16 protein-coding genes and 1 pseudogene are annotated in these 19060 nt (G+C 68.7%); 7 read left to right on the top strand and 10 right to left on the bottom strand.

The annotated features are described in order from the left end of the window. Positions 1-50: 50 nt before the first annotated feature. On the top strand, positions 51-326 hold the full coding sequence (locus QE452_RS02650) for a UvrB/UvrC motif-containing protein (RefSeq protein ID WP_309658627.1): 276 nt from the start codon (positions 51-53) through the stop codon (positions 324-326). After that, positions 323-1288 carry a 2-hydroxyacid dehydrogenase gene (locus tag QE452_RS02645; RefSeq protein ID WP_309658542.1) on the top strand — a complete coding sequence of 322 codons (966 nt, stop codon included), beginning with the start codon at positions 323-325 and terminating at the stop codon, positions 1286-1288. Before QE452_RS02650 ends, QE452_RS02645 begins: the two co-directional genes overlap by 4 nt. 19 nt (positions 1289-1307) lie before the next feature. Here the strand turns inward: QE452_RS02645 and QE452_RS02640 are convergent, their stop codons facing one another. After that, positions 1308-3335: a M3 family metallopeptidase gene (locus tag QE452_RS02640; protein WP_309658541.1), complete on the bottom strand. Its 2028-nt coding sequence runs from the start codon at positions 3333-3335 to the stop codon at positions 1308-1310. Positions 3336-3525: 190 nt separating this feature from the next. On the opposite strand from QE452_RS02640, the gene QE452_RS02635 reads away from it, so the two are divergent. Genes QE452_RS02635 through QE452_RS02625 form a run of 3 tightly spaced genes read left to right on the top strand, consistent with a single transcriptional unit; the run spans position 3526 to position 7883 of the window. Next, positions 3526-4083 (top strand): PAS domain-containing protein, encoded by a 558-nt coding sequence (locus tag QE452_RS02635; RefSeq protein WP_309658540.1) that lies wholly within the window; start codon positions 3526-3528, stop codon positions 4081-4083. Further along, positions 4076-7525: a chemotaxis protein CheB gene (locus QE452_RS02630; protein ID WP_309658539.1), complete on the top strand. Its 3450-nt coding sequence runs from the start codon at positions 4076-4078 to the stop codon at positions 7523-7525. The genes QE452_RS02635 and QE452_RS02630 overlap by 8 nt, the downstream gene beginning before the upstream one ends. After that, on the top strand, positions 7518-7883 hold the full coding sequence (locus QE452_RS02625; protein ID WP_309658538.1) for a response regulator: 366 nt from the start codon (positions 7518-7520) through the stop codon (positions 7881-7883). Before QE452_RS02630 ends, QE452_RS02625 begins: the two co-directional genes overlap by 8 nt. Before the next feature lie 25 nt (positions 7884-7908). Here the strand turns inward: QE452_RS02625 and QE452_RS02620 are convergent, their stop codons facing one another. Beyond that, positions 7909-9354 carry a mannitol dehydrogenase family protein gene (locus QE452_RS02620; protein ID WP_309658537.1) on the bottom strand — a complete coding sequence of 482 codons (1446 nt, stop codon included), beginning with the start codon at positions 9352-9354 and terminating at the stop codon, positions 7909-7911. A gap of 161 nt (positions 9355-9515) precedes the next feature. On the opposite strand from QE452_RS02620, the gene uxaC reads away from it, so the two are divergent. After that, entirely contained in the window at positions 9516-10952 is a 1437-nt protein-coding gene (gene uxaC / locus QE452_RS02615; protein WP_309658536.1) for a glucuronate isomerase, read from the top strand. 29 nt (positions 10953-10981) lie between these two features. Continuing rightward, positions 10982-11963 (top strand): annotated as a pseudogene (locus QE452_RS02610) (sugar kinase). 119 nt (positions 11964-12082) lie between these two features. On the opposite strand, the gene guaA reads toward QE452_RS02610, so the two are convergent. The 8 genes from guaA to QE452_RS02570 all read right to left on the bottom strand — a co-directional run bounded on the left by guaA (position 12083) and on the right by QE452_RS02570 (position 18881). Further along, a complete protein-coding gene (gene guaA / locus QE452_RS02605) occupies positions 12083-13636 on the bottom strand; it encodes a glutamine-hydrolyzing GMP synthase (RefSeq protein ID WP_309658534.1) in 1554 nt (517 codons plus the stop codon). Between the two features lie 126 nt (positions 13637-13762). Further along, complete coding sequence (gene rplQ / locus QE452_RS02600) at positions 13763-14185, bottom strand: 50S ribosomal protein L17 (RefSeq protein ID WP_309658533.1); 423 nt, start codon at positions 14183-14185, stop codon at positions 13763-13765. Between the two features lie 222 nt (positions 14186-14407). Then, entirely contained in the window at positions 14408-15472 is a 1065-nt protein-coding gene (locus QE452_RS02595) for a DNA-directed RNA polymerase subunit alpha (RefSeq protein ID WP_125994134.1), read from the bottom strand. An 85-nt stretch (positions 15473-15557) separates the two neighbouring features. After that, a complete protein-coding gene (gene rpsK / locus QE452_RS02590) occupies positions 15558-15947 on the bottom strand; it encodes a 30S ribosomal protein S11 (RefSeq protein ID WP_019516037.1) in 390 nt (129 codons plus the stop codon). Positions 15948-16052: 105 nt separating this feature from the next. Beyond that, complete coding sequence (gene rpsM / locus QE452_RS02585; protein WP_125994133.1) at positions 16053-16421, bottom strand: 30S ribosomal protein S13; 369 nt, start codon at positions 16419-16421, stop codon at positions 16053-16055. A gap of 153 nt (positions 16422-16574) precedes the next feature. After that, the gene (locus tag QE452_RS02580) at positions 16575-16808 is read right to left on the bottom strand and encodes a hypothetical protein (protein WP_309658532.1); all 234 of its coding nucleotides are present in this window, start codon (positions 16806-16808) and stop codon (positions 16575-16577) included. A gap of 40 nt (positions 16809-16848) precedes the next feature. After that, complete coding sequence (locus tag QE452_RS02575; protein WP_309658531.1) at positions 16849-18189, bottom strand: ATP-binding protein; 1341 nt, start codon at positions 18187-18189, stop codon at positions 16849-16851. Continuing rightward, positions 18189-18881, bottom strand: a complete 693-nt coding sequence (locus QE452_RS02570; RefSeq protein WP_125994130.1) for a response regulator transcription factor — start codon at positions 18879-18881, stop codon at positions 18189-18191. Before QE452_RS02570 ends, QE452_RS02575 begins: the two co-directional genes overlap by 1 nt. Positions 18882-19060 lie beyond the last annotated feature (179 nt).

Below are 19060 nucleotides of genomic sequence, written 5' to 3'. Positions count from 1 at the left end.
CCACCCGCCGGACCATGCGTCCGGGCGGGTGGCTGGCGCGTTGCCGCTGCATGGACGATGATATCCGAACATTGCGGGAGAAGATGGAGGCGGCGGCGGTGGCGCTCGACTTCGAAACGGCGTCGCGCCTGCGCGACCAGATCGCCCTGATGCGCGGCGGGGCGAGTGCCGAGGAGGCCCGCGCCGCCAGCGATGCGGGGCTGACCCGCCAGCAGCCGGGGGCGATGGGCCTGGGTACCAGCCAGCAACGCCCGGCCCCGCCGCCCGGCTGGACACCGCCCCCCAGGCCGGACCTGCGCACCACCAATGGCGGGCGGCGGCGATGACCGGGCCGGATCGCGTGGACGTGCTGATGCCCGCCCCGATGGCGCCGGACGTGATCGAGGCGATTGAGCGGGACTTCACATTGCACCGTCTGTGGGAGCAGCCCGACCCGGACCGTTATCTGGCGGCGGTCGCGCCCCGCATCCGCGGCATGGCGGTAGGCGGCGCGGCCGGGCGGATCGACGGGCGCTGGTTCGACCGCCTGCCCGCGCTGGAGATCGTCGCCCATTTCGGCGTCGGCTACGAGACGATCGACGCCGACGCCGCCGCCGCGCGCAGGATCGTCGTCACCAACACGCCGGGCGTGCTGGACGAGGAGGTCGCCGACCTGACGATCGGCCTGATGCTGGCGACGCTGCGCCGCCTGCCCCAGGCGGACCGGTTCGTGCGCGCAGGGGAGTGGCGGCGGGGTCCCTTCCCCCTGTCGCCCAGCTTGCGCGGCCGACGCGTCGGCATTCTCGGGCTCGGCGCGATCGGCAAGGCGGTGGCGCGGCGGCTGGACGGCTTCGATGTCGCGATCGCCTATCACGGTCGTTCGCGGCAGCCGGAGGTCGCCTATGCCTATCATGACAGCCCGGCGGCGCTGGCGGCGGCATCGGACGCGCTGATCGCGATCGTGCCGGGCGGCGCCGGCACCCGCCATCTGGTCGATGCGCGGGTGCTGGATGCGCTGGGGCCGGACGGCGTGTTCATCAACGTCGCGCGCGGCAGCGTCGTCGATCAGGACGCGCTGGTCGCGGCGCTGGCGGAGCGGCGCATCCTCGCCGCTGGGCTGGACGTCTATGCCGACGAACCGAACGTGCCCGAGGCGCTGGTCGCGATGGAGCAGGTCGTGCTGCTCCCGCATCTGGGCTCCGCGTCGGAGCGGACGCGCGCGGCGATGGGCAAGCTGGTGGTCGACAATCTGGCGAGCTGGTTCACCACCGGCCGCGCGCTGACGCCGGTGGCGGAGACGCGCGGCTGACGCGCCCCCGCCCCTCGGTTCAGGCGAGGCCGCGCCGCACCAGCAACGCGTCGATCCCGGCATCGCGGCCCCGGAACGCGCGGAAACTGTCCGCCGCCGGGCGGCTTGCGCCACGCGCCAGCACCTCGGCGCGGAACGCGTCGCCCGTCGCCCGGTCGACCAGCCCCGCCTCGGCGAAGCGCTGGAACCCATCGGCGGCCAGCACCTCCGCCCATAGATAGCTGTAATAGCCCGCCGCATAGCCGCCGGCGAAGATGTGGCTGAACGCATGGGGGAAGCGGTGCCATTCGGGCGGGCGGATCACCGACACCTCGTCGCGCACCGCCTCCAGCACCTCCATCGGGTCGGTGCCCATCGTGCCCAGGTGCAGCAATAGGTCGAACAGCGCGAACTCGATCTGCCGCACCACCATCATCGCCGAATGATAGCGCCGCGCCGCGACCAGCGCCTCGTACATCGCCGGGGGCAGCGGCGCGCCGGTGACGTGATGGCCGGACATGCTGGTCAGCACCGCCCGGTCCCAGGCGAAATCCTCCATCAACTGGCTGGGCAGCTCGATCGCGTCCCATTCGAAGCCGCTGGTGCCGGCGATGCCCGGCCGGTCGATCAGCGTGCAGAGATGATGGAGGCAATGGCCCGTCTCGTGCAGCAGCGTCAGCACGTCGCCATGGCTGAGCAGCGACGGCGTCCCCGTTCCCTGCGGCGCGAAGTTGCAGACCAGATAGGCGACCGGCACGCTGACCGTGTTGCCGTCGCGCAGGCGGGGCCGCGCCTCCGCCATCCACGCGCCGCCGCGCTTGCCGGGGCGGGCATGGAGGTCGAGATACAGGCCGGCGAAGACACTGCCATCCTCATCGGCGACATCGTAATAACGGGCATCGGGATGCCACAAATCGACATCCTCGCGCCGGGCCAGGCGGATGCCGAACAGCCGGCCAAGCAGCGCCTGCCACCCCTCCAGCACCCGCTCGACCGGGAAGTGCGCGCGCACCGCCTGTTCGTCGACCGCATAGCGCGAGGCGCGCAGCCGCTCGCTGGCGAAGCCGACGTCCCAGGGCTGGAGATCGGCGATCCCCAGCTCGGCCGCGGCATAGTCGCGCAGCTCGGCTAGTTCGCGCTCGGCGATCGGCCGCGCCCGCTTGGCGAGATCGCGCAGGAAGGTCAGCACCTCGCCCGCGTCGGGCGCCATCTTGGTCGCCAGCGACAGGGCGACGGGGTCGGTGAAGCCCAGCAGATGCGCCAACTCGTGGCGCAGGGTCAGCAGCCGGGCGATGCGCGGGCCATTGTCGAAACGGCCGGCATCCGGCCCCTGGTCCGACGCCCGCGTGCCGAAGGCCCGGTAGACGCCGGCGCGCAGGTCGCGATCCTCCGCGAAGGTCAGGATCGCGCTGACGCTCGGCTGGTGGAGCGTGACCAGCCAGCCGTCCAGCCCCTTGGCCTGGGCGGCGGCGGCGAACATGCCGAGATCAGCCTCGGACACGCCCGCCAGCCGCGCCACGTCGGTGACATGCTCGGACCAGGCATCGGTGGCGTCCAGCACCGCGCTGCCGAATGCGGTGCCGAGCTGCGACAGCTCGACCGAGATTTCGGCGAAACGCGCGCGCGCCTCCGCGTCCAGCGCGACGCCCGACAGGGTGAAGTCGCGGATCGCTCGCTCCACCGCCACCCGGTCGGGGCGGGACAGGTCGGCAAAGGCCGGCGATGCGGTCAGTGCGACCAGCAGGTCGTACAGGTCACGATTCTGGTGCAGCCGGGTGCTGGATTCGACCAGCCGCCCCATCCCCTCGGCATAGGCGGCGCGGAGTTCGGGCGTGTCGGCGACGCCGTGCAGGTGCGACACCGCCGACCACAGCGCGTCGATCGCGTTGCCGCAGCGCTCCAGCGGCATCCACACCTCATCGAACCCGGTCGGCCGCGTCTCGACCAGCCGGGCGACCGTGGCGTCCTGGTCGGCGATCGCCTGGTCCAGCGCGGGCAGGATCGCGTCCGGCGTCAGCGCCGAGAAGGATGGCAGTTCGGTCGGCAGGGTCAGCGCGGCAGTCGTCATGGACAGTCTTTCGTTGAACGGACGGACGGGTCGTGTCGCTACATAGGGGCGGTGTCGCCGCAGTTCATCGGGTGTCGCCCGGCGGGACGGCCGAAATCGCCCGGTATGCGCATAGCCCTTCCTGCGCGGCCCTTGTTTGGATAAGGTTGATGCGGCTAATCCCCATTCCCCCTCGAACGACAGGCCCGACGTGCACTCCGAGCTTCCCTCAACGCTGGTCGACTATCTGCGTCAGTCCCGCGTCGCATTGGCGGTGGCCTCGGCGGCGGACGACAATCCGCTGGTCTATGTCAATGCCCCGTTCACCACGCTGACCGGCTATGAACCCGACGATGTGGTCGGCCGCAACTGTCGAATGCTTCAGCACAAGGCGCCGAATATCGAAGCGCGGGCGCGGCTGCGCGAGTTCATCGCCAATGAGCGGCAACCCAATGTCCGCACGCTGATCGTCAACTTCCGCAAGGATGGCCGCCCCTTCGTCAATCTCCTCTATATGTCGCGGCTGCGCGCCATGAGCGGCGGGACGCCCTATCTCTTCGCGTCGCAATTCGATGTCAGCCGCTCGCACGGCGACCTGCTGGCCGATTACAACGCCGCGCTGGAGTCGACGTTGGGCAGGCTGGTGCCGATCGCGGAGGAAGCCGGGATCGTGGTGGAGGGCACGCTGCTGACCATCGCCAACAGCGCCGCGACCATCGCGCAGGCGAAGATGATGCTGGCGGGCCTCGACATGAACACCGATGCATAATGTCGTCCAGGCGCAGGAGCCGGTGACGCCGTCGGCCGCCGCCGCCGTGCCGGTCGTCGGCATCGGCGCATCGGCCGGCGGGCTGGAGGCCCTGCGCGAGATGCTGGCGCCGGCGCGCCTGCCGACCGGCCTGGCCTTTGTCGTGGTCCAGCATCTCGACCCCAATCACCAGAGCATGCTGGCCGAACTGCTCGACCGCAACACCGTGCTCAAGGTGCTGCAATGCGCGGGCGGCGAGCGGATCGAGCCCGACACGGTCCATATCATCCCGCCCGGCCATGGCCTGGCGATCCAGGACGGCCGGCTGAAGCTGACCGATTTCCAGCAGCCCCGCGGGCTGCGCCGCCCGATCGACGATTTCTTCCAGTCGCTGGCCGTCGACCAGCAGGCCAATGCCGCCTGCGTGATCCTGTCGGGCACCGGCGCGGACGGCACCACCGGGCTGCGCGCGGTCAAGGAGAATGGCGGCGTCTGCATCGTCCAGCAGCCGGAAAGCGCACGCTATGACGGGATGCCGCTATCGGCGGTCGGCACCGGGCTGATCGACTTCGTCAAGCCGGCCGGCGAGATACTGGAGTGCATCCGCAGCTTCTTCGACCGTCGCCGGCGGGGACCGGGCGCGATCGAGGCGGATGTCGTCGCCGACCATATCGACGACCTGTGCCACGTGCTGCGGACCGCGGTCGGCCATGATTTCTCGGGCTACAAGCGCTCGACCCTGGTCCGCCGGGTCGAGCGACGGATGCATGTGCTGGGCCTGGACACCGGCCGCGCCTATCTGGCGCGCATCCGCACCGACCCGCGCGAGTGCGAGGCGCTGTTCCGCGACCTGCTGATCAACGTCACCCGCTTCTTCCGCGACGGCGAGGCGTTCGAGGTGCTTCGCACCCGCGCGATCGAGCCGCTGATGCGCGAACGCGCGCCGGACGAGGACATCCGCGTCTGGATTCCCGCCTGCTCCAGCGGCGAAGAAGCCTATACGATCGCGATGCTGTTCGCGGAGGCGGCGCGCCTGACCGGCCAGCCGCTGGCCGTGCAGATCTTCGCGACCGATATCGACGAACAGATGCTGGCGATCGCGCGCGAGGGCACCTACCCCGCCGCCGCCCTGGCCGACCTGCCGGGCGACCTGCGCGATCGCTACACCATCCTCCATGCCGAGCGGTTCGCCATGTCGGCGACGATCCGCGACATGATCCGCTTTTCCAGCCACAGCCTGGTCAAGGACCCGCCCTTCTCGCGCATCGACCTGCTGTCGTGCCGCAACCTCCTGATCTATTTCGACGACCGGTTGCAGCAATCGGTGGTGCCGCTGCTCCATTATTCGGTGCGGCCGGGCGGCTACCTGTTCCTGGGCCCATCGGAGACGGTCAGCCGGTTCGAACATATGTTCCGGCCGATCGACCAGCCGGCGCGGCTGTTCGAACGCTCGCCGGGGGCGCCCAACTATCCGATCGACCTGCCCGCCAGCGCGCGCGACCGGCCCCCGCGCCGCGAGCGCGAGGGCGGCGGCGAGTCGCCGTCGCTGGCCAATGAACGGCTGGCGGTGCGCCGGCTGGTCGAACGCTATGCCCCGCCCAGCCTGGTCGTCGACCAGGACGGCGCGATCATCTCCGCCTATGGCAAGCTCGGCCGCTATTTCGAATTTCCCGTCACCCGTACCGGCGGCAGCAGCGCGGTGAACCTGGCGCGGGCCGGCCTGCGCACCGTGATCGGGCCGTTGCTGCGCCAGGCCCGGGACGAACGCCGCCGGGTGATCGCGCGCGACGTCCGGATCGAGACGGATTACGGCGTCCAGCCGGTCGACGTGATCTGCGATCCGCTGGGCGACGGCAGCCTGCTCTGCGTGTTCCGCGACACCGGCCCGTTCCGCCCCGATGACGGCGGCGAACTGCACGACCTGGAATCGGGCGACGATCATTTCGAGGCGCTGGAGGACGAGCTGCGCCTGACCCGCCACCGGCTGCGCTCGGCGATCGAGGAGCTGGAGACGGCGAACGAGGAGCTGAAGAGCTCCAACGAAGAAATGATGTCGATGAACGAGGAGCTGCAATCGACCAACGAGGAGCTCTCCACCGTCAATGACGAGCTGAAGAGCAAGGTCGACCAGCTCACCATCGCCAATTCCGACCTGCGTAACTTCTACGAATCGACCGACCTCGCCGTAGTGGTGCTCGACGCCGAGCAGCGGGTGCGCAGCTTCACCGCGGCGGCGACCAGCGTCTTCCCGCTCAAGCCCGCCGATCGCGGGCGGCCGCTCGCCGATGTCGCCAGCCGGCTTTCCGGATCGACGCATCTCGACGATGCGCGCGCGGTGGCGGGCGGCGCGGCGCCGGTCCAGCGCCGGGTGGCGACGCTGGACGGCGGGCGCATCTTCTCGATGCGGGTCCTGCCCTATCACACCCAGTCGGGCGAGACCGACGGCACCACGCTGGTGCTGACCGAGATCACCGAGGCGCTGGCGCTGGAACGCCAGCTCGCCGCCGAACGCGAGCGGCTGGACCTGGCGATCCGCGCCGCCGGGATCGGCGTGTGGGAGTATAGCCCCGACACCGGCACGACGACGCTCGACACCACCGAGCGCGATCTTCTGGACGTGCGCGACCCGGATGCCGGCCATATCGATCCCGTCCTGTCGCGCGTTCCCGCCGAGGACCGGGCGGATATCGACGCGGCACTGGACCGGGCGATCCAGGGCGAGTGCGACTTCGAGGCGACCTTCCGCGTCCGGCAAGACGATGGCGCGATCCGCTGGGTCAAGGGGATCGGCCGGCTGGTCGCCAATTCCACGCCCAAGCGGCTGGTCGGCGTGTCGATCGACGTGACGCCCGAGCATCTGCTGGCGGAAACCCGCGACTTGATGCTGCGCGAGATGAACCACCGGGTGAAGAACCTGTTCGCGGTCATCGCCGGCATGGTCACCATCGCCGCGCGCAGCCATAGCGGCGTACCGAGCTTCGCAGAGGATATCCGCAACCGCATCGCGGCGCTGGGCCGGGCGCATTCGCTCGCCTCGCCCGCCGGCACGCCCCAGGCGATCAACCTGCGCGATCTCGTCACCGCGACGCTCGCGCCCTATGATGAGCAGGGCCGGATCCGGATCGAGGGGCCGGCGCTGACGCTCGATCGCGAATGCCTGTCGCCGATCGCGCTCATCCTGCACGAATGGGCAACGAACTCGATCAAATATGGTGCGTTGAGCAGTCCCGACGCGCGCAGCCTGACCATCGGCTGGCGTTGCGAGGATGGCGGCGTGAGGGTGATATGGAACGAGGAATGCGAACAGGTCGATGCCCCGACGGCGACCAGCAAGCCGGGCTTCGGCTCGATCCTGGTCGAGACCAGCGTCCGCCAGTTGCGCGGCACGCTGACCCGTTCGGTCGAGGTCGGGCGCTTCCACATGGAGATCCTGTTGCCGGGCAGCGTGCTGGTCGATGAGTGAGGTCGTGCTGCTCGTCGAGGACGAGCTGTTCATCGCGATGGACCTGCAGATGACGATCGAGGATGCAGGCTTCTGCGTCGAGGGGCCGTGCACCAGCGTCAGCGAGGCGCAGGCCATGATCGACCGGCTCGGCTCGCGGGCGCTGGCGGCGGCGCTGCTCGACGTGCGGCTGACCGATGGCGCGGTGTTTCCGGCGGCCGATCGGCTCTATGCCGATGGCGTGCCGCTGATCTTCCATTCCGGCCATGCCGATGACGGCGAGCTCCGCCGCCGCTATCCCAAGGCGCGTATCTGCCCCAAGCCCAGCGCGCCGGCCGACCTGACCGCGGCGCTCCAACACTGCGTGCAGGGCGGCTGATCGCCCCGCACGCACGATCGCCCGGTCAGGCCGCGTCGAGCAGCCTATCCCACCGCCCGGCCAGCGCATCCCCGGCCGCCGTTGCGATCGCCTCGATCACGGCGGCATCCTCGAACAGGCCGGGGTGGAAACCGATCGCCGCCTCTGCCAGTCGGCTGGTCACCGCCAGCGGATCGCCGCCCTTCGCGATCGCCGCCAGCCTCTCGCCGGCCGGATCGACGATCGGCGTTCCCGCCCTGGCGCGGGTGATCAGGAAGGCGATCCAGCAGCCCAGCGCCGCCACGACATGGCGCGGCATCCGCCCCTCCGCCCGGTGCGCGGCCAGCGTGTCGCCCAGCCGATAGGGCAGCTTCTGCGATCCGTCCTGCGCGATCTGGTCGAGCCGGTGGACGATCACCGGGTTGCGGAACCGCGCCAGCACCGCCGCGCCATAGGCCGCCAGGTCCAGTCCCGGCACATCGGGCAATATGGGAGCGATCTCGTCGCGGATTATCGCCTCGACGAAGCCTGCCAGCGCCGGATCGGCCATCGCCGCCGCGACGCTGTCATGACCGCGCAACAGCCCGGCATAGGCCAGGGTCGAATGACTGCCGTTCAGGATGCGCAGCTTGGCCCGCTCATATCCGGCGACATCGTCGGTCAGCGTCGCGCCGACCGCGCCCAGATCGGGACCCAGCGGCCGGCCATTATCCTCGATCACCCATTGCGTGAACGCCTCGCGCTGCACCGGCGCGGCGTCAGTCAGCCCGCCCAGCGCCGCCGACACCACCTCCTCCAGGGCGGCATCGCTTGCCGGGGTGATCGAGTCGACCATGGTCGAGCGCACGTCCAGCGTCGCGTCGATCCCGTTCGCCAGTTCGGGATCGCGCACGCGGGCAAAGGCGACCAGCGCGGCGCGCAGCTTCGCGCCGTTGTTCGCCAGATTGTCGCACGGCATCACCACGAACGGCATGGTGCCCGCCGCCCGGCGCGCGGCGAGCCCGGCGACGATCCAGCCGACCAGGCTGCGCGGCGTGCCCTCCCCGGCCAGATCATAGACGATATCGGGATGTGCCAGATCGAGCGTGCCGTCCGCCGCCAGGCAATAACCCTTCTCGGTCACGGTGCTGGTCACCAGCCCGACCGCCGGGTCGGCCAGCAGCGCCTGCGTCTCCGCCGCGTCGTCGGGCGACAGGAAGCGCCGATGCGCGCCGATCACCCGGAAGCCGGACTCGGCATCCCGGATCGCCAGCGTATAGAGCCCGTCCTGCGCCGCCAGCGCATCGATCGTGCCCCGGCTGCGCATCGACACCACCGCGATCCCCCAGCGCGGGTCGCTGTCCAGCAGCGCATCGACATAGGCGGCCTGATGCGCGCGGTGAAAGGCACCGGGTCCGAAATGGACGATGCCGATCGTCACCGGGCGCCGGTCGCGCGGGGCCGCCACATCGGCAGGCACGCGGGCCAACGTCGTGTTCGACAGCTTCTCCATATCCACTCCCCCAAAGGCTTTTCGCCGCTGTTCGGCTCTCCCCTGCCGCGCCGGTTCGGGCTCGGCAAGTCCGGCCCGGTCCGATTGACTTGCCGCCGCCACCGATTACCACCCCGCCCCGACAATCCGCGCAAGGCGGTGCATGACCAGAGAGGATAATCGTGACCCGTCGCCTGGAACTCCACCCCGACCGCCTGTTCCCCGCCGATCCTGGCACGCGCGCCATCGCCCGCAGCCTCTATGCCCAGGTCGCCGCGCTGCCGATCGTCAGCCCGCACGGCCATACCGACCCGCGCTGGTTCGCCACCGACGAACCCTGGACCGACGCGACCAGCCTGTTGCTGGCGCCCGACCATTATCTGTTCCGGATGCTCTATTCGCAGGGCCTGTCGCTCGACGCGCTGGCGATCCCGTCCCGGTCCGGCCGCCCCGCGACCGATCCGCGCGCCGCCTGGCGGGTGCTGGCGGACCATTATCATCTGTTCCGGGGCACGCCATCGCGCCTGTGGCTCGACCATGTCTTCGCAGAGGTGTTCGGCCTGGACGTGGCGCTGGAGTCGTCGACCGCCGATCTCTATTTCGACGCGATCGGCGCGGCACTGGCCACCCCCGCCTTCCGCCCGCGCGCGTTGTTTGACCGGTTCCGCATCGACTTCCTCGCCACCACCGAGGGTGCGCAGGACGATCTGGACGCGCATCACGCCATCCAGGCCTCGGGCTGGCAGGGACGCGTCGTCACCACCTATCGCCCGGACGGCGTGATCGATGTCGAGCATGAGCAGTTCGCGGGCGCGATGCGGCGCTTCGCCGAGCTGACGAACGAGGATGTCGGCAGCTGGCAGGGCTATCTCGCCGCGCATCGCAAGCGCCGGGCCGATTTCCGCGCGGCGGGTGCGACCGCGACCGATCACGGCCACCCGACCGCGCGCACCGCCAATCTCTCCACCCCCGAATGCGAGGCGCTGTTCGCACGCATCACCGGCGGCAACTGGGACGCGGCCGATGCCGAGCTGTTCCGCGCCCAGATGCTAACCGAGATGGCGCGCATGTCGATCGAGGACGGCATGGTCATGCAGATCCATCCCGGCAGCTTCCGCAACCACAATGCCGGCCTGTTCGCCAGCCATGGCCGCGACAAGGGCGCCGACATCCCGATGCGCACCGACTATGTCGCGGCGCTCAAGCCCATGCTCGACGTGGTCGGCACCGATCCGTCGCTCACCATCATCCTCTTCACGCTGGACGAAAGCGCCTATGCGCGCGAACTCGCGCCGCTTGCCGGCCATTATCCGTGCCTGAAGCTGGGGCCCGCCTGGTGGTTCCACGACTCGCCGGAGGGGATGCGCCGCTTCCGCGAGATGACGACGGAGACCGCCGGCTTCTACAATACGGTCGGCTTCAACGACGACACCCGCGCCTTTCTGTCGATCCCGGCGCGGCACGATGTTGCGCGCCGTGTCGATTGCGCCTTCCTGGCCCGACTGGTCGCCGAGCATCGGCTGGAGGATTGGGAGGCGGCGGACCTGGCGCAGGAGCTGACCAGCGGCCTGGTGCGCCGCGCCTACCGGCTCGATGACAAGGGGGAGAAGGTCGCGTGACGGGCAAGTTCCTGGCGTTCGGGGAGATCATGCTCCGGCTGTCGCCACCGGGGCGCGAATTGCTGATGCAAAGCCCGCGCTTCGACGTCTGGGTCGCGGGGGCGGAGGCGAATGTCGCCACCCAGCTCGCGCGGCTCGGCCATGATGTCGGCTTCGCCAGCCGCGTGCCCGACAATGACCTGGGTCGCGCGGCGATCGACACGCTGCGCGGCCACGGCGTCGACGTGCGCCACATCCAGACCGGCGGCGAGCGGATGGGGCTGTACTTCGTAACCTCCGGCGCAGGGCTGCGCGCGACGGAGGTCGTCTATGATCGCGCCTGGTCGTCCTTCGCGGAAGCCCCCGCCGATGCCTGGGACTGGGACTTGATCCTGGCGGGGCGTCGACCGGCTGCATCTATCGGGCATCACCCCGGCGCTGGGGCCGGTGCCCGCCGAAACCGCCATCGCGGCGGCCGAGGCGGCCACCGCGCGCGGCATCGCCCTGTCGTTCGACGGCAATTGGCGCGGCAAGCTCTGGGCGCGCTGGGACGGCGATCCGCGCGCGATCCTGCGCCGCATCGTCGAACAGGCCGACCTGATGTTCGGCAACCACCGCGACATCGCGCTGCTACTCGGCCGCGACGATTTTGCCGGCGAGGGCGAGGATCGCCGCCGGGCCGCAGCGGAAGCCGCGTTCCAGGCCTTCCCCCGCCTCCGGACGATCGCCTCGACCGCGCGCCATGTCGAGCATGTCGACAGCAACCGCCTGTCCGCCCGGATCGACACGCGCGATGGCTATGCCCAGACCGACGAGGTGCTGATCGCCGGCATCGTCGACCGGATCGGCGGCGGCGACGCTTTCGCGGCGGGCGTGCTGCACGGGCTGCGCTCCGGGCAGGACAGCCTGGGCGCGGCGCGCACCGGGCTGGCGCTGGCCGCGCTCAAACATTCGCTGCCCGGCGACGCGGCGCTGTTCCGCCAGGCGGATATCGACGCCTTCGTCGCGGGCGGCCTGGACGTCCGGCGATAGGAGACGGCATGTCGCCGGGCCGCATGGCCCGGCCGTTCGCTATTCCCGGTGCCCCACGGCGCTTTGCAGCGCCGAACGATCCGCGGGCGAACGGCCCCCGGCCGTTCGCTATTCCCGGATCATTCCCACTCGATCGTGCCGGGCGGCTTGGAGGTGTAGTCATAGACGACGCGGTTGACGCCCTTCACCTCGTTGATGATCCGCGTCGACACGCGCGGCAGGAAGTCGCCGGGGAACTGGAAGGCCTGCGCCGTCATCCCGTCCGTCGAGGTCACCGCGCGGAGCGCCAGCACATGGTCATAGGTGCGCGCATCGCCCATCACCCCGACCGTCCGCACCGGCAGCAGCACCGCGAAGGCCTGCCAGATCGCGTCGTACAGCCCCGCCGCGCGGATCTCCTCCAGATAGATGGCGTCCGCCTTGCGCAGGATATCGCAGCGCTCGCGCGTCACCTCGCCGGGAATGCGGATGGCGAGACCCGGCCCGGGAAAGGGATGACGGCCCACGAACACGTCCGGCAGGCCCAGTTCGCGACCGAGCGCCCGCACCTCGTCCTTGAACAGCTCGCGCAGCGGCTCGACCAGCGCCATGTTCATGCGCTCGGGCAGGCCGCCGACATTATGGTGGCTCTTGATCGTCACCGACGGACCGCCGGTGAAGCTGACGCTCTCGATCACGTCGGGATAGAGCGTGCCCTGTGCCAGGAACTTGGCCCCGCCGATCGCCTTGGCCTCCGCCTCGAACACGTCGATGAAGGTCTTGCCGATGAACTTGCGCTTCGCCTCCGGGTCGGTGACACCCTTCAGCCCATCCATGAACAGGTCCTGCGCTTCGACATGGACCAGCGGGATATGGTAATGTTCGCGGAACAGGCTGACGACCTGTTCGGCTTCGCCGGCCCGCAGGATGCCGCCATCGACGAACACGCAGGTCAGCTGGTCGCCGATCGCCTCATGGATCAGCAGTGCCGCGACCGAGGAGTCGACCCCGCCCGACAGGCCGCAGATCACCTTCTCTGTGCCGACCTGCGCGCGGATCTCCTCGATCTTAGCGGCGCGGAACTCGGCCATCGTCCAGTCGCCGGCGAGACCGCAGACATGGCGGACGAAATTGGCGATCAGCTTCGCGCCGTCCGGCGTATGCACGACCTCGGGGTGGAACTGCATACCGTAGATGCGGCGTGCATCGTCCGCCATCATCGCGAAGGGCGCGCCCTTGGACGAAGCCACCGGGCGGAAGCCGGAAGCGAGCTGCGCGACATGGTCGCCATGGCTCATCCAGACCTGGTGACGCTCGCCGACCTGCCACAGGCCGTCGAACAACGTACAGGCGTCGTCGACCTCCAGGAACGCCTCGCCGAACTCGCCGCTATTGCCCTTCTCAACCCGGCCACCGAGCTGCGCGTTGAGCAGTTGCTGGCCATAGCAGATGCCAAAGATCGGCAGGCCCGATTCCAGGATCGCAGCTGGACAGCGCGGGCTGCCCTCGTCCACCACCGAGGCGGGGCCGCCGGACAGGATGATGCCCTTGGGACGCAACCGCTCGAACGCGGCCTGGGCGGACTGGAAGGGCGCGATCTCGCTATACACCCCGGCCTCGCGCACGCGGCGGGCGATGAGCTGGGTGACCTGGCTACCGAAATCGACGATGAGGATGGTGTCGGGATGCTCCATGGCGGCCCCATAGCAGAAACGCCGGGAGATGCTACCGGGCCGGCACCGATCCGGCCGCCCATGAAAAAAGGGCCGCGCTGTCGCCAGCACGGCCCCCTTCCCGATCGGTCAATCGTCGAGCGGCGATCAGGCCGCGTCGTCGAAATCCTCGTCGCTCAGCACCGGGCCCGAATCCTGGCCCTTGGCCGACACGTCGCGATCGACGAACTCGATGATCGCCATCGGCGAAGCGTCCGAGGCGCGCGGGCCGGTCTTGATGATGCGGGTATAGCCGCCGTTGCGATCGGCATAGCGCGACGCCAGCACGTCGAACAGCTTCACGAGCTGCGCATCGTCGAGCAGACGGGCATGGGCCAGACGACGGTTGGACAGGCCACCCTTCTTCGCCAGCGTCACCAGCTTTTCGATATAGGGGCGCAGTTCCTTCGCCTTGGCGACGGTGGTGGTGATCTGCTCATGCTTGATGAGCGCGGCCGACATGTTGCGGAACAGCGCAATACGATGAGCCGAGGTCCGCTGCAGCTTACGGCCGCCAACGCGATGACGCATGGGATAGTCCTTCGTTCGTTAAGGGGCCGTGTCACGGAACCCCAGAGCAGGTGACCGTTGGGGCGGCCGTCACCATCGCCGTTCGACCTCGAGGATCGAAAATCGTTCTTGAAGCCAGACCACGGCAAAGCCGTGGTCGAGACGTCGGACGGGTCGGCTGTTGGCCGACCCGCCGGCTGGGCTTGCGCCGTCTCGCGGATAGCTTGGCTATCCGCGTGCGGCTCAGCCCATGATCTCCTGCTCGAGCTTCTTGGCCATCTCCTCGATGTTCTCGGGCGGCCAGCCGGGGATTTCCATGCCCAGGCGCAGACCCATGGACGACAGCACTTCCTTGATTTCGTTCAAGGACTTGCGGCCGAAATTGGGCGTGCGGAGCATTTCCGCCTCGGTCTTGCCGACGAGATCGCCGATATAGATGATGTTGTCGTTCTTCAGGCAATTCGCCGAACGCACCGACAGCTCTAACTCGTCCACCTTCTTGAGGAGGTAGCGGTTGATCTGCTGGGTGTCGCCCGCTGGCTCGGCGCCAGCGGCCGGCACCGCCGCCTGGCCCACCGGGGCCGCGCGGGTGACGGACGAGTCGTCGAAATGCACGAACAGCGCCAGCTGGTCCTGGAGGATGCGGCCGGCATAGCCCACCGCGTCTTCCGGGGTGACGGTGCCGTCGGTCTCGATCGTCAGCGTCAGCTTGTCATAGTCCAGGTCCTGACCGACGCGGGTCGGGTCGACCTTGTACGACACCTGGCGCACCGGCGAATAGAGCGCGTCGACCGGGATCAGGCCGATCGGCGCATCAGCTGGACGATTGGCGGTGGCGGGGACATAGCCCTTGCCCACGTCGGCGGTCAGTTCCATGTTGAACGTCGCGCCTTCGTCGAGATGGCAGATCACCAGGTCCTTGTTCATGACCTCGATGTCGCCCGACACGGCGATGTCGCCGGCCTTGACGGTCGTGGGACCGGTGGCCGACAGCTGGAGCCGCTTCGGCCCCTCGCCCTGCATCTTCAGCGCGATCTGCTTCACGTTGAGGACGATGTCGGTCACGTCCTCGCGCACGCCGGCCAGGCTCGAGAATTCGTGCAACACGTTCTCGATCTTGATCGACGTCACCGCCGCGCCCTGCAGCGAGGACAGGAGCACCCGGCGCAGCGCATTGCCGAGCGTCAGGCCGAAACCACGCTCCAGCGGCTCTGCGACGAACGTCGCCTTGCGCTTGCCGTCTCCGCCCTTCTTCTCCAGGCCGTTCGGCTTTTTCAGTTCCTGCCAGTTCTTTGCGTTGACAGCCACGAGGTTCCCCTGGGTTGGAGGCGGATGGGGAGAACCGCCTCGAAGGTAGAAAAGGACGCCGGCTCGTCAGCCGGCGAGCCTGAGGTCAGACGCGGCGACGCTTGGACGGCCGCACGCCATTGTGCGGGATCGACGTGACGTCACGGATCGACGTGATCTGGAAACCCACGGCCTGAAGCGCGCGGAGTGCCGACTCACGGCCCGAACCGGGGCCCTTGACTTCGACCTCGAGGGTGCGGACGCCATGCTCGGCGGCCTTCTTGCCGGCATCCTCGGCCGCGACCTGCGCCGCGTACGGGGTCGACTTGCGGCTGCCCTTGAAGCCCATCATCCCGGCCGACGACCAGGAGATCGCATTGCCCTGCGCATCGGTGATGGTGATCATGGTGTTGTTGAAGCTCGCGTTGACGTGCGCGACGCCAGCCGTGATGTTCTTGCGCTCGCGACGGCGAATGCGCTGCGGTGCTTGTGCCATTCTAAAATCCTGACCTTAATCTCGTGGTACGGAGGCCGGCGGGCGGTGCGCCACAAGCCCGCCTCCGGCGGAGAAGAAGTGAAAATCGTCCCCCGGACGATTCTCTTACTTCTTCTTGCCCGCGATCGGCTTCGCCTTGCCCTTGCGGGTGCGCGCGTTGGTGTGCGTGCGCTGGCCGCGGACCGGTAGGCCCTTGCGGTGACGCAGGCCGCGATAGCAGGCCAGGTCCATCAGGCGCTTGATGTTCATCGCGGTCTGGCGACGCAGATCGCCTTCCACGGTGTAATCGGCGTCGATCGCTTCGCGGATCTGCAGGACTTCCTGGTCGGACAGGTCCTGAACGCGGCGCTCGGCGGCGATGTTCAGCTTCTCGGTGATGGCCTTGGCATGGGCGGGGCCGATGCCGTGGATGTAGGTCAGCGCGATGACCACGCGCTTGTTGGTCGGGATGTTAACACCCGCGATACGTGCCATGGTATAATTTCTCCTAGCTCCACAGCGGCCGGCATGGCAGCACGACCGCTATCTCAGCGCGTTAGCTCCATACAGGAAAACGGCGAACGCAACAGAGCGCCGCCGGAAGCCGGTGTAATGGAGCGGGTCAGTTAAGCGCGCGGCAACACCCTGTCAAGCGATCGGTTCCGCCAGTCGCCGCAAACGCGCCCATCGACGCAGCGCCACGACGAACCAGATCAGCTCGACCACCCCGAACGGCCATGCGCCTTGCAGGAAACCATAGGCCGAGCCCAGCAGGCAACCGAAGGCGAAGAGCAATGTCCAGAACGGCGCCCGGTCTTCCAGCGTATAACAGACCAGGGTGAAGGCCACCGCGAACAGGCCGAAGGCAGTGAGCGCATCCATCCATCCTATGTGGCGGGTCGCTCCCCGTCCCGCAAGCCGATCAGGCAGGCAGCACGATCCGCGCGATCAGGCCGGGCGCGTTATCGGCCAGCTCGAACCGTCCCTCGTGCAGACGCGCCACCGCCTCGATCAGCGACAGGCCCAGCCCCGCCCCCGGCGTCGACCGTGCGCGGTCGAGTCGGCCGAACCGCTTGATCGCCTGTTCGCGCTGGTCGGCCGGGATGCCCGATCCGCGATCCTCGACCTGGATGGCGATGCCGTGCGCGTTCTCCGACAGCCGCAGCACCAACGAACCGGTGCCGGCGGCATGTTTCAGCGCATTGTCGACCAAATTGGTGATCGCCTGGGTCATCAATTCGCGGTGGATGGGGCGCGGATGCGGCCGGTCGTCGATCGCGACCGTCAACGTCATTCCCGCCTCGTCCGCGACCGGCTCATAGAGTTCGCCGATCTCCTCGACCAGTTCGGCGAGCGCCAGCGAGGTGAAGCGATCGCGCGACACCGATTCGGAGCGACTGATCTCGATGACCGTGGTCAGCATCCGCATAACTAGGTCGGTCTCGACCAACAGCCCACTCAAGGCCGCGTCGCGCTGGTCGGGATCGGCAACCAGCAACGCCTGCTCCGTCTTGGTCCGCAGCCGGGCGAGCGGAGACCGCAGGTCGTGCGCCAGGCTGTCGGTGACCACGCGCAACTCGGTCATCAAGCGCGCGATCTTGTCGAGCATGGCATTGAGTTCGCCCGCCAGCCGGTCGAAGGCATCGCCCCCCGCCAACGTCGGCACCCGCTGCGACAGGTCGCCATCGCCCGCCGCCTCGATCACCCCGGCGATCCGGTCGAGTCGCGACCCGACATAGCGCGCCAGCACCAGCCCCGCCCCGACGCCCAGCGCCAGGGAGAGGGTGATGGCCAGCGCCAGCGCCCGCTCGATCGCGGTCTGCTCCGCCTCGATCACGTCGAGCTTGCTGCCGGTCAGCAGCCAATAGCGGCCGATCGGATGGATCAGGAAACCGATGTCGCGGTCCGCCCAATCGGCGTCAGTCGATAGCGGCGCGACCCGGAATCCGGCTCGGCCGAGCGCGACGCTCAACTGCGCGGGCGCGTCTCCCACCAGCCGCCGCCCCTCGTCATCGACGATCGCCACCAGCAGTGAATTGTCGCCCGGCGGCCGCGCGCCCTTCACGGCGGGAATCAGCGCCTTGAGGCCCCCCTGCCGCCAGATCATCAGCAGCGCATCGGACTGTTCGATCATCTCGCGCTTGGTGGCCGCCAGCGCGACATCCTGCGTCTGCCGCCACAGGAAGCTGACCAGCGCGAGATTGGAGGCGAGCGCCAGCGCGATCGAAAGCAGCGCGATCCGTGCGGTGACCGACAGCCGCATCAGCCCTCGGGCGCCAGCCGATATCCGGCACCCCGGACCGTATGCAGGATCGGCGAACCGAACCCTTCCTCCAGCTTGCGGCGCAGCCGGCCGATATGCACATCGACGACGTTCGAGCCTGGGTCGAAATGATAGTTCCAGATCTTCTCCAGCATCATCGTGCGGGTGACGACCTGTCCGGCATGGCGGGCGAGGAATTCGAGCAGGTTGAACTCACGCGCGCCCAGGGCGATCGTGCGCCCGGCGCGGGTGACGTGGCGCGCCAGCAGGTCGATCTCCAGGTCGCCGACCGACAGCCGCGTCTTCTGCGGCTCGGAAGCGGCGCGATCCGACCGGCGGACCAGCGCCTCGATCCGCGCGGACAGTTCGGCGAAGGAAAAGGGCTTGCAGAGATAATCGTCCGCGCCCGCCTTCAGCCCATCGACCCGGTCGTCGACCGCCGCCAGCGCCGAGAGCACCAGGACCGGCGTGGCAATATTCGCCGCCCGCAACGCGCCGGTCATCGCCAGCCCGTCCAGGCCCGGCAACATGCGGTCGACGATGATGAGATCGAATATGCCTTCGCTGGCCAGGAACAGGCCATCACGGCCGTCGCTTGCGGTTTCCACCGCATAGCCCGCCTCACCCAGCCCCTTGGCCAGATAGGCGGAGGTGGAGGCATCATCCTCGACGATCAGGATCTTCCGGTTCACGACAGACTCCGTAAGGGGGCTCCCGTTAACGGGAAAGGCCGGCGAGAACCAAGTCCTCGCCGGCCCTACGGTACCCCCGGGAGTGTCGGGCACCGATCTGTCTATCTCGATCGGACCGCGCCGGCCGGGCGGTCCTGTCAACCGGTCTTCACCGGTGATGAAAAGGAGATAGACCCAAA

Source organism: Sphingomonas sp. SORGH_AS_0438 (assembly GCF_031453475.1).
Classification (GTDB): Bacteria; Pseudomonadota; Alphaproteobacteria; order Sphingomonadales; family Sphingomonadaceae; genus Sphingomonas.
This window is presented reverse-complemented; position numbering and strand designations above follow the sequence as displayed.